We start from the raw sequence: 14,451 nt of genomic DNA, 5'->3' as shown, positions 1-14,451 counted from the left end.
CGCGTCACTTCCCGAAGCCGAAGTGGCCCTGGCCCTCGACCTTGGAGCGCAGCCGCTTGCCCTTCTCGGTGGCCTGGTCGTTGAGGTCCTGCTGGAAGTCGCGCATCTTGTGCAGCAGGTCCTCGTCGTGCGCGGCGAGCATGCGGGCCGCGAGGAGACCGGCGTTGCGGGCGCCGGCGACGGAGACGGTGGCGACGGGCACGCCGGCCGGCATCTGCACGATCGACAGCAGGGAGTCCATGCCGTCGAGGTACTTCAGCGGCACGGGCACGCCGATGACCGGAAGCGGGGTGACGGAGGCGAGCATGCCCGGCAGGTGGGCGGCGCCCCCGGCACCGGCGATGATCACCTTCAGGCCGCGGTCGGCGGCCTGCTCGCCGTACGTGATCATCTCGCGGGGCATGCGGTGCGCGGAGACGACGTCGACCTCGTAGGCGATCTCGAACTCGTCCAGGGCCTTGGCGGCGGCCTCCATGACGGGCCAGTCGCTGTCCGACCCCATGACGATGCCAACAACAGGGCTCATTCGGTGATCGTGCCTCTCAGGTAGCCGGCTGCGTGACGGGCGCGCTCCAGCACGTCGTCCAGGTCGTCGCCGTAGGTGTTGACGTGTCCGACCTTGCGGCCGGGCTTCACGTCCTTGCCGTACATGTGGATCTTGAGCTTGGGGTCACGGGCCATGCAGTGCAAGTACGCGGAGTACATGTCCGGGTAGTCGCCGCCGAGGACGTTGACCATGACCGTCCACCTGGCGCGCGGGCGCGGGTCGCCGAGCGGGAGGTCGAGGACCGCCCGGACGTGGTTGGCGAACTGCGAGGTGATCGCGCCGTCCTGGGTCCAGTGGCCGGAGTTGTGCGGGCGCATCGCCAGTTCGTTGACGAGGATGCGGCCGTCGCGGGTCTGGAACAGCTCCACGGCGAGGTGCCCGACGACGTCCAGCTCCTTGGCGATGGTCAGCGCCATCCGCTCGGCCTGCAGCGCGAGGGAATCGTCCAGGTCCGGGGCGGGGGCGATGACCGTGTCGCAGACCCCCTTGACCTGCTGCGACTCCACCACCGGGTAGGCGACGGCCTGGCCGTGCGGGGAGCGTACGACGTTGGCGGCCAGCTCGCGGACGTAGTCGACCTTCTCCTCGGCGAGGACCGGGACGCCGGCCCGGAACGGGTCGGAGGCCTCCTCGGCGGTCTCCACCACCCACACGCCCTTGCCGTCGTAGCCGCCGCGGACGGTCTTGAGGACGACCGGGAAGCCGTCCCCTTCCGCCGCGAACCGGACCACGTCCTCCGGATCGGTGACGATCCGGTGCCGTGGGCACGGGATGCCGATCGCGTCGAGCTTCGCGCGCATCACGCCCTTGTCCTGGGCGTGCACCAGCGCGTCGGGCCCCGGACGCACGGGGATGCCGTCCGCCTGCAGGGCCCTGAGGTGCTCGGTGGGTACATGTTCGTGATCGAAGGTGATCACGTCGCAACCGCGCGCGAACTCACGCAGCGTGTCCAGGTCGCGATAGTCGCCGATGACGACATCGCTCACGACCTGCGCCGCCGAGTCCAGAGGGGTGTCACTGAGAAGCTTGAACCTGATGCCCAACGGGATGCCCGCCTCGTGCGTCATACGCGCGAGCTGCCCCCCGCCGACCATGCCGACTACCGGGAACGTCACGCCTCTAGCGTATCGGCCACGGCGGGGCGGCCGGATCGCGTCCCTCTCACGGTCTCTTACCGGTAGCTTTCCGGCCTCTTTCCGACCTGTTTCCGAGCTGTGGCCCGGTGCGGAGGCATCGGCGAGCGCACCTGGATAGCATGGCTGGGCTGACGAAACCTACCGACGGGAGCTGCACAGCCATGGAACCTCGTTCCTCGGGGCTGCAACGGCTCGTACGCGAGGTGGCCAAGTTCGGCACCGTCGGCGTTGCGGGCATCTTCGTCAACCTCGGCGTCTTCAACCTCGTCCGGCACGTCTCCGACCTGCCGGTGGTGCGCGCGAGCATCATCGCGACGGTGGTCGCGATCGCGTTCAACTACGTCGGCTTCCGTTACTGGACGTACCGGGACCGCGACAAGGGCGGCCGCACCAAGGAACTCACGCTGTTCCTGTTCTTCAGCGCGATCGGCCTGGTGATCGAGAACGGCGTGCTGTACGCGGCGACCTACGGGTTCGGCTGGGACAGCCCGCTGCAGAGCAACGTCTTCAAGTTCGTCGGCATCGGCGTCGCGACCCTGTTCCGTTTCTGGTCGTACCGCACGTGGGTGTTCCGCGTGCAGCCGACGAAGGAGGCGGAGTCGATCCTGGTGGCCGAGTCGAAGAAGCCCCACCCCGAGCCGGAGCCGAAGTCGCAGCGGGTTCCGTGACCCCGTTCAGCGGACCGTCGGCCGGTCCTCCTCCGGCTTGCGGGCCGGCGGGGTACGCGACAGGAACAGACCGAACACCGGCGGCTGGGCCTGGAGCAGCTCCAGACGGCCGCCGTCGGCCTCCGCGAGGTCGCGGGCGACGGCCAGGCCGATCCCCGTGGAGTTCCGTCCGCTGATCGTCCGCTCGAAGATCCGCGCGCCCAGGTCGGCCGGGACGCCGGGGCCCTCGTCGGTGACCTCGACCACGGCCTGGTTGCCGGTGACCCGGGTGCGCAGCGCGACCGTGCCGCCGCCGTGCATGAGGGAGTTCTCGATCAGTGCCGCCAGCACCTGGGCGACCGCTCCCGGCGTGCCGACGGCCTGCAGATGCCGCTTGCCGGAGCTGACGATGGCCCGGCCGGCGCTGCGGTAGGCGGGCCGCCACTCGGCGAGCTGCTGCTGGATGACCTCGTCCAGGTCGAAGGTGACGGCGGAGCCGGTACGCGGGTCGCGGGAGTTGGTCAGCAGCCGCTCGACCACGTCCGTGAGCCGCTCGACCTGGGTGAGCGCGACGTTCGCCTCTTCCTTCACGGTGTCCGGGTCGTCGGTGAGGGTGATCTCCTCCAGCCGCATGGACAGCGCGGTCAGCGGGGTGCGCAGCTGGTGGGAGGCGTCCGCCGCGAGACGCCGCTCGGCGGTCAGCATCCGCCCGATCCGCTCGGCGGAGGAGTCCAGCACATCGGCGACCCGGTCCAGCTCGGGGACGCCGTACCGCTTGTGCCGCGGGCGCGGGTCGCCGGAGCCGAGCCGTTCGGCGGTCTCGGCGAGGTCGGTCAGCGGGGAGGCGAGCCGGTTGGCCTGCCGTACGGCGAGCAGGACGGCGGCGACGACCGCGAGCAGCGCCACCAGCGCGATGATCAGCAGGGTCCGGCCGACCTCGCGGGTCACCGAGGAGCGGGGCTCCTGCACGGTGACCTGCTCGCCCTCCTCGCCCGTCTGCGAGGCGGTGATGACGTCGCCCCGCGGCTGGGTGCCGATCTCTATCGGCGGCCTGCCGGGCATGCGGATCACCGCGTACTGGTCCTTGCTGACCGGGTTGCGCAGCACGTTCGCGTTGACGTTCTCGACGGCGAGGATCCGGCTGTCCACGATGCTGGCCAGCCGCACCGCCTCGGACTCCACCCGCTCCTGGGCGCTGTTGCTGATCGTGCGGGTCTCGACGATCACCAGGGAGATGCCGAAGACGGCGATCACCACGAGGACGACGGCGAGGGTGGACTGGATGAGACGTCGGCGCATGTTCCGTTACCTGGGTGATCGCCGGGCGCCCCGGGCGGGCCCCCGGGGCGGGGCTCAGCTCTTCTCGAAGCGGAAGCCCACGCCTCGTACGGTGGCGATGTAGCGCGGGTTCGCCGCGTCGTCGCCGAGCTTCTTGCGCAGCCAGGAGATGTGCATGTCCAGGGTCTTGGTGGACGACCACCAGGTGGTGTCCCAGACCTCGCGCATCAGCTGGTCGCGGGTGACGACCCGGCCGGCGTCCCGCACCAGCACCCGCAGCAGGTCGAACTCCTTGGCGGTGAGCTGCAGTTCCTCGTCGCCCATCCATGCCCGGTGCGACTCGACGTCGATCCGCACCCCGTGCGTGGCCGGCGGCTGCTGCGGCTCGGCGGCACCGCGCCGGAGCAGCGCCCGCACCCGGGCGAGCAGTTCGGCGAGGCGGAAGGGCTTGGTGACGTAGTCGTCGGCGCCCGCGTCCAGGCCGACGACGGTGTCCACCTCGTCGGCCCGCGCGGTCAGGATGAGGATCGGCACGGTGTGGCCGTCGGCCCGCAGCCGGCGGGCGACCTCCAGGCCGTCCATGCCCGGCAGGCCCAGGTCCAGTACGACCAGATCGACGCCGCCCTGCATTCCGGCGTCGAGCGCGGTGGGTCCGTCCTCGCGCACCTCGACCTCGTAACCTTCCCGGCGCAGGGCGCGGGCCAGCGGCTCCGAGATGGACGCGTCGTCCTCGGCGAGCAGTACACGGGTCATGGAGTGATGGTAGACCGCCCGCGCAGGGTGCTGGGGTGTGATCGCTTGCACGGACTCTTACCTTCGTACGCTGCTGGTACGAACCATTGCTCCGGGGATGCGATCGTAGGAGAGACCTTCGAATCCGGTTCTGCGGTTCCCCCGACACCTGTGATCCGCGTCTCAAGTCCTTCCATATCCGGCAGTGTCCTGCCGTATGGTGACCTGAACGCCTGTAGTACACCGGGGACCTTTGGCGAGCACGTGACGCTGAGGGTCTCTTTTGTGTGCGGGCTGATCAAGATCAGCCTTGAAAGGAATGACCTCTGGCCGGGCTCCGGACGCATCGTCGCGTCGGGGCGTGGATCCCGGTGGTCGTCGTCCGCCGCTTCCGCGATCCGGGAACGGGCTCCCCCTGGGCGTTGGGGGTGGACGGCCGACCCCGCCGGTGCCGGCCGCACCCCACCGGGCGCGCAACGCTCCAGCAGCGCGTCCCGACCAGCAAGGAACGACCATGGCGTCCAGCCTGACGAAGGACTCGGTCCGCCCGGGCACCCCCGGTTCCGAGAAGACCTTCTTCGGCCACCCCCGCGGCCTGTCCACTCTCTTCATGACCGAGATGTGGGAGCGTTTCTCCTACTACGGCATGAGGGCCCTGCTCCCGCTGTACCTGGTGGCGCCGGGCGGCCTGCACATGAACGCGGGCACGGCGACCGCGATCTACTCGGTGTACGTGTCGCTCGTGTACCTGCTCACCCTCCCCGGCGGCTGGGTCGCGGACCGCTTCCTCGGCCCCCGCAAGACGGTCGCCGTCGCGGGCATGATCATCATGCTCGGCCACCTGTGCCTCGCGCTGCCCGTGACCGCCAGCTTCTTCGTCGGCCTGGGTCTCGTCGCCATCGGTTCGGGTCTGCTGAAGGCCAACATCTCCACGATGGTCGGCCACCTCTACAAGGGCCCGGAGGACCCGCGCCGGGACGGTGGCTTCACCATCTTCTACATCGGCATCAACGCCGGTGCCTTCGTCGCACCGCTGGTCATCGGCACCGTCGGTGAGAACGTCAACTGGCACCTGGGCTTCGCCCTTGCCGCGCTCGGCATGGCGCTGGGTCTGGCCCAGTACCTGCTGGGCGGCCGCCACCTGAGCGCGAAGAGCAGCGAGGTCCCCACCCCGCTGTCGCCCGCGGAGAAGTCCGCCACCCTGCGCAAGGGCCTGATCTGGCTGGCGCTCGCCGCGGTCTTCTACGGCGTCGTCGGTGGCACCGGTCACTTCACCCTGAACTGGGCGCTGATCCCGCTCACCATCATCGGTCTGGTCGTGCCGATCCTGGTCATCTCACGGATGCTGCGCGACAAGGACCTGGACTCGGGCGAGAAGTCGAAGGTGCGGGCGTACATCTGGTTCTTCGTCGCCGCCGCCGTCTTCTGGATGATCTACGACCAGGGCGGTTCGACCCTGTCGCTCTTCGCGAGCAGCTCGGCCAACAACTCGGTCCTCGGCTGGAACTTCCCGGTCTCCTGGTACCAGTCGGTCAACCCGGTCATGATCATGGCGCTGGCGCCGGTCTTCGCCTGGCTGTGGCTGTGGCTGAACCGGCGCGGCCAGGAGCCGAGCACCATCGTGAAGTTCGCCTCCGGCCTGGCCCTGATCGGTGTGTCCTTCTTCGTCTTCCTCGCCCCGCTGTCCATCGCCGACGGCGGTCACAAGGCCGCCGCGCTGTGGATCGTCGCGATCTACTTCGTGCAGACGATCGGTGAGCTGACGCTGTCGCCGGTGGGTCTGTCCGTGACGACGAAGATGGCGCCGAAGAAGTACGCCTCGCAGATGATGGGCGTCTGGTTCCTCGCGGTCACCGCGGGCGACTCGATCACCGCGCTGCTGTCGAACCCGGCCGTCGGTGGGATCAACCTCGACAAGATGGGCTTCGTCGCCCTGGAGGCGGTGCTCGCCGTGCTCGCCGGTGTGGCGGTGTGGATGTACCGCAAGAAGGTCAACAAGCTCATGGGCGACGTTCGCTGACGTCCCCCGCTGAAGAGGGCCACCGCATCTCCGGATGCGGTGGCCCTCTTTCGTTCGTCCGGAACTAGCGTGTCCTTCGTCCCGGCATGAACGTGAACACCGCGCCGCCCAGCAGGATCGCCGTGCCCGCCACCAGGCCCAGTGCCTTCAGGGCGCCGTGGTCGCTCGCGCCGGTTTCGGCGAGGCCGCCGGAGCCGCCGCTGCCGCCGGTCGAGGAGGTGCCCCCTGACGTCGACGTGCCTCCGGACGAGCCGCCCGGCTGCCGGCTGGTGTCCAGGGTGAGCGAGACCTCGGTCCTGGTCGGTGTGCACGTCGTGGTCGTGCCGAGCGCCTTGATCGTCAGGATGCCCGGGGACAGCGTCGAACTGCCGCTCGCGCCGGGCTTGTAGGTGCCGGTGAGGTCGGGGATCTCGATCGGGTCGCCGGACTTGATGGGGCCGGCGTTCGCCGGGCCCTCCACATGCACGGTGCCCTTGTCGGCGCCGCCCAGCACCACCTCCATGGACGGCTTCACGGAGTCCTTCGGGATGTCGGCGGGGCTGTTCATCACCGACTTCTTGAACTGCACGGTGAGGCCGAAGCTCCCGCCGCTCTTCCTCGCGTTGATCTGCACCGGCGAGGTCGCGTTCTTGTCGCCGATCGGGGTCTTGCAGGCGTAGGGGATCTGCACCTCCTTGCCGGTGAAGTCGCTCTGGCCGCTGCCGCCGGTCGCGGTGGCCGTGGGGGTGGCCGACCGGGTGGGGGTGCTCGACTGCGTCGGTGTCGCCGACCGGGTCGGCGTGCTGCTCGACGTGCCGCCACCACCCGTCACCTGGATCGTCGCCGCCTTCTGCACGGTCTCCTTCGGTGTGCACTTGGTGTCCGTCGACATCGCGTTGACGGTGTACGCGTCCGGCGTCAGCGTCACCGCACCGGCCGCCGTCAGCTTCAGGCTGCCCTTCATGTCGGACAGGACCATGTCACCGCCCTTGGGGATCGCGGGGTTCGTGCGCGTCCCCTGCATCGCGATGCCGGCGGTCTGCGCGCCGGCCGCCTTCAGCACGCCGGACGGCTGGACCGAGTTGGCGGGCAGGTCGATGATGTCGGGGTTCTTGGACGCGGCCTGGACGAACTTCCACACGACGTCCACCGTGTCACCGACCTTCGCCGTGGCCGGCGCGGTGATCTCGACCTTCGTGGTGCCGTCGACGGGGCTGATGCCCGCCGGCGGCACACAGTGGGTGGCGTACGACACCTCGGCCGCCTGCGCGGGGCTCGCGGCGAGGCCCAGCAGGACGCCCGCACCGCTCAGCGCCAGCGCGGCGCCCGCGGCCGTCCCTCTCCTTCGGATGCTCACGTGGGTCCCTTCGTGGTGGGAGTCGTAGGACTCGACGGGCTGTCGGTGTGCGGTGCGGAGAGCCGGCCGGCCGGGTCGCCCGGGACGGAGTCCGGGGTGAACCACGGCAGGGTCGGGTTCGTGGGGGGCGGCGGTTCGGGGCTGCGGAAGCGCGGCAGCGACAGCGGCAGCGACAGCCACGGGGCGGGCCGGGGCAGCAGCCTGTGGCCGCCGCTGCGGGAACCGCCCGGGCGGCGCGGCCGTACCCGGTTCACCACGGCCATGCCGATACGGAACAGCGCGGCCGGGACCACCAGGCAGAGCAGGATCCAGAACAGCGTCACGCCCCAGGGGCGGCCCACGCCCCACGGCTGTTCGGCGAGGACCTTGCCGTCGTACTTGAGGGACACGGTGTAGTCGCCGTGCGCTCCGGCGGACAGCTCGACCGGCAGCCGGACCTCGGCGCGTCTGCCGGGCGCCAGGGTGCCGTGCCACTGCCGGTCGTCCCACTGCGGGGCGAAGACGCCGTGTGCGGAGCCGACCTGGAAGACGGGGTCCTTGATCGGGCTCGTGCCGGTGTTGCCGACGGTGAAGACCAGGGTGCGGCTCGGTGGCGCCCCGAACCAGGTGAGCGGACCGCTCGACCCGGTCAGCCGGGTGTCGGACAGCACCGCCAGCCGGCCCCCGGCCTGGTCGGCGGGCAGCGGGGCGACGGGGTGCCCGGCGACCCGCAGGACGGCGTCCGCCTGCGCCTCGGCGCCGGTGACGGTGGCCACGTGCACCACGCAGGGGCAGGGTACGGGCGGTTCGGCGACCGGGAGTTTCCGGCTGAAGCGGCCCCGGGCGTCGGTGGTCACGGCGCGGCCGTCGCCGTTGGCGCAGGAGTTGGTGCCGCCGATGACACCCCGGGACGGTGTGGCCTGTCCACACACCAACAGCATCAGCAACGTGTGCGACCGCCAGCCACTACCGCTGACGGTGACCGCTCCCCCGGCACCCCCCTGCGACGCGGACAACGTCACCACCGGCCCGTCCGCGGCGACCGCCCACCCGGAGAACGGCACCACGAGCAGCGCGAGCACCACCGCCGGCACCGACAGCCGCAGAGCCCGTACCTTCCCGCTCACTTCACCACCCCTTCCGCCGCCGCACCACCACAAGGCCTGCCCTCGGCCCCACCGCTCCTCCTGCTCATCGGAGCACCGGGCGCCGCGAGTTCGGCCGATGGGTGGTCGGCAGCCGGGCGGCCGGTCGCCGGCGCACCGCCCCGCACCGGACGGGCCGGCGGCGGACCGGCAGGCGGCGGGGCCCCGGCCGTCGGGCCACCGGTCGGCATGTGGTCGGCCGACGGGCCGAGAGGCACCGAGCCACCAGCCGTCTGGCAACCAGCAGCCAAGCCCCCACCCGGCGGACCGGCAGGCGGCGGGGCCCCGGCCGTCGGGCCACCGGTCGGCAAGCCGTCAAGCGGCGGGCCGAGGAGTGCCGAGCCGCCGGGCGCCGGGCGGTCGGGCGCCGGGCGGTCGGGCGTCGGGCGGTCGGGCGTCGAGGCCGCGGCTGCCAGATCGTCCGGCGCCGGGGCGCCGGGGGCCGAGTCGCCGGACGGCGTACGGCGGCGGTGTCGGTGTGCGGCGAGCAGGGCGCCCGTGGTCAGCAGCAGGGAGCCGGCCGTGATCGCCGGCGTCGGCCACGGCAGGAAGTGTGCCGTCGCGGTCGCCGTGTCATGGGCTCCGCCCGGGGCCGTCACCGTCAGGCGTACGCCGACGGCGTCCAGCGCGGGCCGGTCGGGCCAGGGCTCGGTGAGCTTCAGGCGTGCACCGGGGCGCAGGCGGACGGGGAGAGTGCGGGGTGCGCGGTCCAGGACCCGGCCGAGGATGCCGTCGGCACGCACGGCGACCCTCGGCACGAGGACGGTCGTACCGCGGTTGACCAACTCGTACGTGATGCGGTCGGCGCGCACGGCGAGGTGCTCGACGGTCAGCGCGGCGAGCGCGGGGCCGCCCACGCGCAGCCGGACCGGGACGGTCGCCGTATGCCCCCGCGTGTCCCGTGCGACGACGGTACCGGAGCGGTCGCCGGGCGCCGCCCCGGCCGGCACGGTCACCGTGAAGGGCACGTCGGCGCGGGTGCGGGCCGGGACGCGTATCCCCTTCCCGGCCTTCTCGGCGAAGACGGTCCGCGGACCGGTGCCGGACAGCCGTACGACGACCGGCGCCCGTCCGGGATTGGTGACGGACACCGTGTCCTGCAGGACCGTCCCGGGCGTGCCCTCGGCGTAGAAGGACGGGCGGCCACCGCCGGCGGGCGCGACGGACCAGCCCACGGCGGCCGAGGCACGGGGCGCGGCGCACAGGCACAGGGCCGCGGGCAGGACGGCACCGGCCTGGAACAAGGTGCGGGCGCGGGCGGCGGACGGCATGGGCGGCTCCAGCGGGGCCTGGGGTGCGGTGGGTCCTCGGTCCGGCGAGGCGTGCGCTCGTCGGGGCGGGGCTCGGCGCAGCCTGGATTCAGCGGGTCTCGGTTCGGCGGGCGTGGAGGGCGCGATGCTGAGCTGTGCAAGGCCGGGGCCGGCGAAGCCCGGCTCCGGCGTCGGCGGCCCGGAGGCCACCGGCGTACGTGCCGTCGGCCCCGCACCTCAACGCCGCACCGTCTGCCCTCGTCGGGTCACCCACAGCACCCCCGCCGCGCCGGCGAGGAGCACCGTGCCGCCGAGTGTGCCCAGGGCGAGGGCGGAGTCCTCGGGGCCGGTCTGCGGGAGCTGTCCGCCGGAGGAGGAGCCACCCGAGGAGCCACCGGAAGCCGAGGACGGAGAAGACGACGAGGACGAGGAGCCGCCGGCTGCGGTCACGTCCAGGGTCAGGCCGGGTCCGGGGCTGTTCGTCGGCGTGCAGGTGGTCGTCGTATCGAGCGCCTTGATGACGAGCGTGCCCGGCGTGAAGGTGACCTTGCCGGTCTTCTTCGGCGTGTACGTGCCGCTCAGGTCGCTGATCCTGATGGGCGTGTCGGCGGGGATCGCGGCCGCGTTCGGGGGCCCGCTGACCGCAAGTGTGCCGCTGTCGGCGCCGCCCAGCCTGATGGTGGCGCTCGGGCTCATCGCGCCCTTGCCCAGCTCGACCGGGCTGGAGGAGACACCCTTCTGCCAGCTCATGGTGATCTTGTAGCCGCTGCCGCTCCTGACGCCCGTGATGTCGATGGGCGAGACGGCGCTCTTGACGCCGATCGGGGTGTGACAGCGGTAGTCGACATCGACGACGTCGGCGTGCGCGGCCGGCGCGGACAGCAGCACCGCCGAGCCGGCCAGGGCCGCGGCGGACGCGAGCGCGGCGGTGCGTTTCGGGTACGACACGGTCGGTCCACCCCATTCATTGCCGATGACAGTTCCCGGCAGCATTCCTGACGGGACATCAGATTCGGCCGTCAAGGTACGCCCGGCGCCGTGAGGAGGGAAGACGCATCACACGCCGGAGTTGTGGCGATCCGGCGTGTGTGACGGGTGGCTGGAGTGGAGGGTGGGCCCGGACCTCACGGCCTTCCGGGCCCCCGGCCTCACGTCCTGCGCAGCACCTCCGGCAGACCGCAGCGCCGCAGCACCTCGGGCACGGCGACGGTGCCGTCGGGCCGCTGGTGCTGTTCCAGCAGGGCCGGCACCAGACGGCTGGTGGCCAGGCCCGACGCATTCAGGATGTGGACGTACGCCGTTCTGCCGCCGTCGGCCGGGCGGTACCGGATGCCGCCGCGCCGGGCCTGGTAGTCGCGGGCGTTCGGCACCGAGCCGACCTCCGCGTAGGCGCCCAGGCTGGGCAGCCAGACTCGACGTCGTACGTGCTCGCCCGGGCGGAGCCGGTATCCCCGGCGGCGAGCCGGGTGACCCGGTAGTGCAGGCCCAGGCCGGCGACCAGCTCCTCCGCCCGGCCGAGCAGTTCGCGCCGGGCCGCCCCCGAGTCGGCGGGCCGGGCGAGCTGGAACAGTTCGACCTTGTTGAACTGGTGGCCGCGCAGGGTGCCCCGCTCGGCGGTGCGGTGTCCGCCGGCCTCCTTGCGGTAACAGGGCGTGCAGGAGACGTACTTGAGGGGCAGCTCGCGCTCGTCCAGGGTCTCGCCGTGGTGCAGTGCGGCGAGCGCGGTCTCGGCGGTGGGCAGCAGGAACCGCTCGGCACGGCCGTCGGGCGCGCGGTCCGTGACGAAGACGTCGTCGGCGAACTCGGGGAACCGGCCCGCCGTGCAGCCGGCCTGCCGTACCCGGCGGAAACCGGATTTCCACGCGCCGCGTGCGGACGGCACCCGAGGGGCCGCTTCCGGGAACCCGACGGCCTGCGCCCGGAACCCGATGGCCTAGGCCGGTGCGCCCAGCTCCGCCCATACCGTCTTGCCCGGCCGGCCCGCTGCGCGGACGACGCCCCAGTCCAGGCACAGCCGCTGCACGATGAACATGCCGTGACCGCCGGGGCGGCCGGCGCGGTGCGGGGTGCGGGGCGCCGGCTGGCCGGTGCCGCGGTCCGACACCTCCACCCGGATCACCTTGTTGTCGCAGGCCAGGAGCAGGTCGTCGGGCCCCTCGGCGTGCAGGCAGGCATTGGTGACCAGTTCGGAGACGACGAGCAGCACGTCCTCGGCGGCGGCCCGCTGGTCGGCGCCGGCGGCGGGCAGCCAGCCCCACGCGTACAGCGCCTGGCGGGCGAAGTCGCGGGCGAGCGGGACGACCCCGCTCTCGCCGCGCAGGCCGAGTCTGCGGACCTGCGGTCCGCCGGTGCCCCGAGTGCCGCCGGCAGCTCCGGACGGCGCGGCTGCCCCCGTGGGCACGCCTGTGGTCGGCGCGCCCCCTTCGGACGCCCCGGAAGCGCCGCTGGGCTCCGGGCCGCGGTCGCCCGGCGAGTAAGGCCGGGTGGTGCTCATCAGCGCTTCACCTCACCGATTCACCGGTTCACGATTCAAAAGGCCGGTCCGTGCCGGCCGGTCCGTAGGTCGTCCGCCCGTCATCCGCCCGGCGTCCGGCCGCCGCCCGCGCGGGGTGTCCTGCTCGCCCGTCCGTCGCACGTACGTCCCGTCCAGTCGTTTCGCCGGTCCCGGGGCGGTCCGGGGGCCGGCGGTCGTCGGGGGTCTCCCGCTTCTCCTGCCCTCTCCTGCCCGGCCGATCCGGCACGACACCCCTGTCTTCGGCGTGACGAACGCAACGCCCGGGGGCCGGCGGCACACGGGAGGGCGGGGACGGCGGGCTCAGTCGGCGCCGTCGACCAGGGCCGCCTCCACGGAGTCATGGACGGTGAAGACCGCCTCGGCACCGGTGATCTCGAAGACGCGGGCGACCACCGGCTGCATCCCGGCCAGATGGACCCCGCCGCCGGCGGCCTCCGCCTTCAGCCGGGCGCCGAGCAGGACGTTCAGGCCCGTGGAGTCGCAGAACTCCAGGCGCGAGCAGTCCACGACGAGGCGCGAGAAGCCCTTGTCCAGAAGGTCGTCGAGGGGCTCACGCAAAAGATCGGCGGTGTGGTGGTCGAGTTCACCCGCCGGTGTCACAACGGCGCTGGAGCCCTCTTCCCGAACCTCCACCAGAAGTCGGCCCGACTGTGCGCTGCCGACCGTCCCGTGGTCCATGCCGTCTCTTCTCCCGAGGTCGTGGACGCTGACTGCTCTGGAACATTACGCCTTCCCTGCGCACTCCGGCACCCGAAGAACCTCACAGAAACGGACATACCTGAACAGAACGCACTTGCGATCGTCCTGGTGAAGCGGGTAGGGCTAGTAAGGACACCTGCCCCTACACGTGGCTTTGGAGGCGCCGCCCACCGCAGTGCACGCACTGGCTTCGGCAGCCATATGCCGAGAACGATGGAGGACACCATGTCACCCCGGCTCGACGCATCGCATACCCCGATCGCGACGTCGACACCCCCACCGGAACAACTGGATCATCCCATCGACGCCCTCGACGCCTTCGAGGGACTCCCGGAGATCCCCCCGTACGACGAGATCGGCCCGGTCGACGCGCGGGCCTTGTCCAAGACCCTCTTCGAGCGCCTGGAGTCGCTGGAGGAAGGGACGCACGAATACTCGTACGTCCGCAACACCCTCGTCGAGCTGAATCTCGCGCTCGTCAAGTTCGCCGCCTCCCGCTTCCGCTCCCGCAGCGAGCCGATGGAGGACATCATCCAGGTCGGCACCATCGGCCTGATCAAGGCGATCGACCGCTTCGAACTCGCTCGCGGCGTGGAGTTCCCCACCTTCGCGATGCCGACCATCATCGGCGAGATCAAGCGTTTCTTCCGTGACACCTCGTGGTCCGTGCGCGTGCCGCGCAGACTGCAGGAGCTGCGCCTGGACCTGGCCAAGGCCGGGGACGAGCTGGCCCAGCGGCTGGACCGCGCGCCGACGGTCACGGAACTGGCCGAGCAGCTCGGCATCTCCAACGACCAGGTCGTCGAGGGCATGGCCGCCTCGAACGCCTACACCGCCTCCTCGCTGGACGCCCAGCCCGAGGAGGACGAGACCGAGGGCGCGCTCGCGGACCGCATCGGGTACGAGGACCACGGGCTGGAGGGTATCGAGTACATCGAGTCCCTCAAGCCGCTGATCGCCGAACTCCCGCAACGGGACCGGAAGATCCTCTCCCTGCGTTTCGTGGCGAACATGACCCAGTCGGAGATCGGCGAGGAGCTCGGCATCTCCCAGATGCACGTCTCCCGGCTGCTGTCGCGCACGCTGGTACGGCTGCGCAAGGGGCTGACGCTGGACGAGTGACCGGCGGACCCCGCCGCGGTGACACCACCGGGAGCGGCCCGGCCG

The 14,451-nt window shown here is 71.6% G+C and carries 14 protein-coding genes and 1 pseudogene; 3 read left to right on the top strand and 12 right to left on the bottom strand.

The window, feature by feature from the left end; genetic code table 11:
• Window positions 1–4: 4 nt before the first annotated feature.
• Complete coding sequence (purE, locus tag ABZ624_RS27765) at window positions 5–526, bottom strand: 5-(carboxyamino)imidazole ribonucleotide mutase (RefSeq protein WP_360094453.1); 522 nt, start codon at window positions 524–526, stop codon at window positions 5–7.
• Window positions 523–1,662: a 5-(carboxyamino)imidazole ribonucleotide synthase gene (locus ABZ624_RS27760; protein WP_360094450.1), complete on the bottom strand. Its 1,140-nt coding sequence runs from the start codon at window positions 1,660–1,662 to the stop codon at window positions 523–525. Before ABZ624_RS27760 ends, purE begins: the two co-directional genes overlap by 4 nt.
• 182 nt (window positions 1,663–1,844) lie before the next feature.
• Here ABZ624_RS27760 and ABZ624_RS27755 point away from each other — a divergent pair, with 182 nt between their 5' ends.
• The gene (locus tag ABZ624_RS27755; protein ID WP_360094447.1) at window positions 1,845–2,351 is read left to right on the top strand and encodes a GtrA family protein; all 507 of its coding nucleotides are present in this window, start codon (window positions 1,845–1,847) and stop codon (window positions 2,349–2,351) included.
• Window positions 2,352–2,357: 6 nt separating this feature from the next.
• Here ABZ624_RS27755 and ABZ624_RS27750 read toward each other — a convergent pair whose 3' ends face one another.
• Together ABZ624_RS27750 and ABZ624_RS27745 are read right to left on the bottom strand one after the other, a co-directional pair.
• Window positions 2,358–3,629 (bottom strand): ATP-binding protein, encoded by a 1,272-nt coding sequence (locus ABZ624_RS27750; RefSeq protein ID WP_360094444.1) that lies wholly within the window; start codon window positions 3,627–3,629, stop codon window positions 2,358–2,360.
• A 54-nt stretch (window positions 3,630–3,683) separates the two neighbouring features.
• Complete coding sequence (locus tag ABZ624_RS27745; protein ID WP_020940464.1) at window positions 3,684–4,361, bottom strand: response regulator transcription factor; 678 nt, start codon at window positions 4,359–4,361, stop codon at window positions 3,684–3,686.
• Window positions 4,362–4,854: 493 nt separating this feature from the next.
• Between ABZ624_RS27745 and ABZ624_RS27740 the strand changes: the two genes are divergently transcribed.
• A complete protein-coding gene (locus ABZ624_RS27740) occupies window positions 4,855–6,360 on the top strand; it encodes an oligopeptide:H+ symporter (protein WP_360094440.1) in 1,506 nt (501 codons plus the stop codon).
• 64 nt (window positions 6,361–6,424) lie between these two features.
• Here ABZ624_RS27740 and ABZ624_RS27735 read toward each other — a convergent pair whose 3' ends face one another.
• The 8 genes and pseudogenes from ABZ624_RS27735 to ABZ624_RS27700 all read right to left on the bottom strand — a co-directional run bounded on the left by ABZ624_RS27735 (window position 6,425) and on the right by ABZ624_RS27700 (window position 13,263).
• A complete protein-coding gene (locus ABZ624_RS27735; RefSeq protein WP_360094573.1) occupies window positions 6,425–7,690 on the bottom strand; it encodes a hypothetical protein in 1,266 nt (421 codons plus the stop codon).
• A 2-nt stretch (window positions 7,691–7,692) separates the two neighbouring features.
• On the bottom strand, window positions 7,693–8,802 hold the full coding sequence (locus tag ABZ624_RS27730) for a hypothetical protein (RefSeq protein ID WP_360094437.1): 1,110 nt from the start codon (window positions 8,800–8,802) through the stop codon (window positions 7,693–7,695).
• Window positions 8,803–8,866: 64 nt separating this feature from the next.
• Window positions 8,867–9,238: a hypothetical protein gene (locus tag ABZ624_RS27725; RefSeq protein WP_360094570.1), complete on the bottom strand. Its 372-nt coding sequence runs from the start codon at window positions 9,236–9,238 to the stop codon at window positions 8,867–8,869.
• Between the two features lie 121 nt (window positions 9,239–9,359).
• Window positions 9,360–10,091, bottom strand: a pseudogene (locus tag ABZ624_RS27720) (hypothetical protein); the annotation flags it as partial.
• A gap of 216 nt (window positions 10,092–10,307) precedes the next feature.
• Complete coding sequence (locus ABZ624_RS27715; RefSeq protein ID WP_360094434.1) at window positions 10,308–11,018, bottom strand: LPXTG cell wall anchor domain-containing protein; 711 nt, start codon at window positions 11,016–11,018, stop codon at window positions 10,308–10,310.
• Between the two features lie 331 nt (window positions 11,019–11,349).
• Window positions 11,350–11,952: an aminoacyl--tRNA ligase-related protein gene (locus ABZ624_RS27710; protein WP_360094431.1), complete on the bottom strand. Its 603-nt coding sequence runs from the start codon at window positions 11,950–11,952 to the stop codon at window positions 11,350–11,352.
• A gap of 51 nt (window positions 11,953–12,003) precedes the next feature.
• Window positions 12,004–12,564, bottom strand: a complete 561-nt coding sequence (locus ABZ624_RS27705) for an ATP-binding protein (RefSeq protein ID WP_360094428.1) — start codon at window positions 12,562–12,564, stop codon at window positions 12,004–12,006.
• 321 nt (window positions 12,565–12,885) lie between these two features.
• Window positions 12,886–13,263, bottom strand: a complete 378-nt coding sequence (locus ABZ624_RS27700; RefSeq protein WP_360094425.1) for an STAS domain-containing protein — start codon at window positions 13,261–13,263, stop codon at window positions 12,886–12,888.
• Between the two features lie 246 nt (window positions 13,264–13,509).
• Here ABZ624_RS27700 and ABZ624_RS27695 point away from each other — a divergent pair, with 246 nt between their 5' ends.
• Complete coding sequence (locus ABZ624_RS27695; protein WP_360094567.1) at window positions 13,510–14,406, top strand: RNA polymerase sigma factor SigF; 897 nt, start codon at window positions 13,510–13,512, stop codon at window positions 14,404–14,406.
• Window positions 14,407–14,451: the final 45 nt, after the last annotated feature.

It is taken from the genome of Streptomyces sp. NPDC007205, assembly GCF_040634095.1.
Classification (GTDB): domain Bacteria; phylum Actinomycetota; class Actinomycetes; order Streptomycetales; family Streptomycetaceae; genus Streptomyces.
This window is presented reverse-complemented; position numbering and strand designations above follow the sequence as displayed.

Coding starts and splice junctions, on each gene's coding strand:
- purE (WP_360094453.1), bottom strand. CDS start 526: ATGAGCCCTGTTGTTGGCATCGTCATGGGGTCGGACAGCGACTGGCCC.
- ABZ624_RS27755 (WP_360094447.1), top strand. CDS start 1,845: ATGGAACCTCGTTCCTCGGGGCTGCAACGGCTCGTACGCGAGGTGGCC.
- ABZ624_RS27750 (WP_360094444.1), bottom strand. CDS start 3,629: ATGCGCCGACGTCTCATCCAGTCCACCCTCGCCGTCGTCCTCGTGGTG.
- ABZ624_RS27745 (WP_020940464.1), bottom strand. CDS start 4,361: ATGACCCGTGTACTGCTCGCCGAGGACGACGCGTCCATCTCGGAGCCG.
- ABZ624_RS27740 (WP_360094440.1), top strand. CDS start 4,855: ATGGCGTCCAGCCTGACGAAGGACTCGGTCCGCCCGGGCACCCCCGGT.
- ABZ624_RS27705 (WP_360094428.1), bottom strand. CDS start 12,564: ATGAGCACCACCCGGCCTTACTCGCCGGGCGACCGCGGCCCGGAGCCC.
- ABZ624_RS27700 (WP_360094425.1), bottom strand. CDS start 13,263: ATGGACCACGGGACGGTCGGCAGCGCACAGTCGGGCCGACTTCTGGTG.
- ABZ624_RS27695 (WP_360094567.1), top strand. CDS start 13,510: ATGTCACCCCGGCTCGACGCATCGCATACCCCGATCGCGACGTCGACA.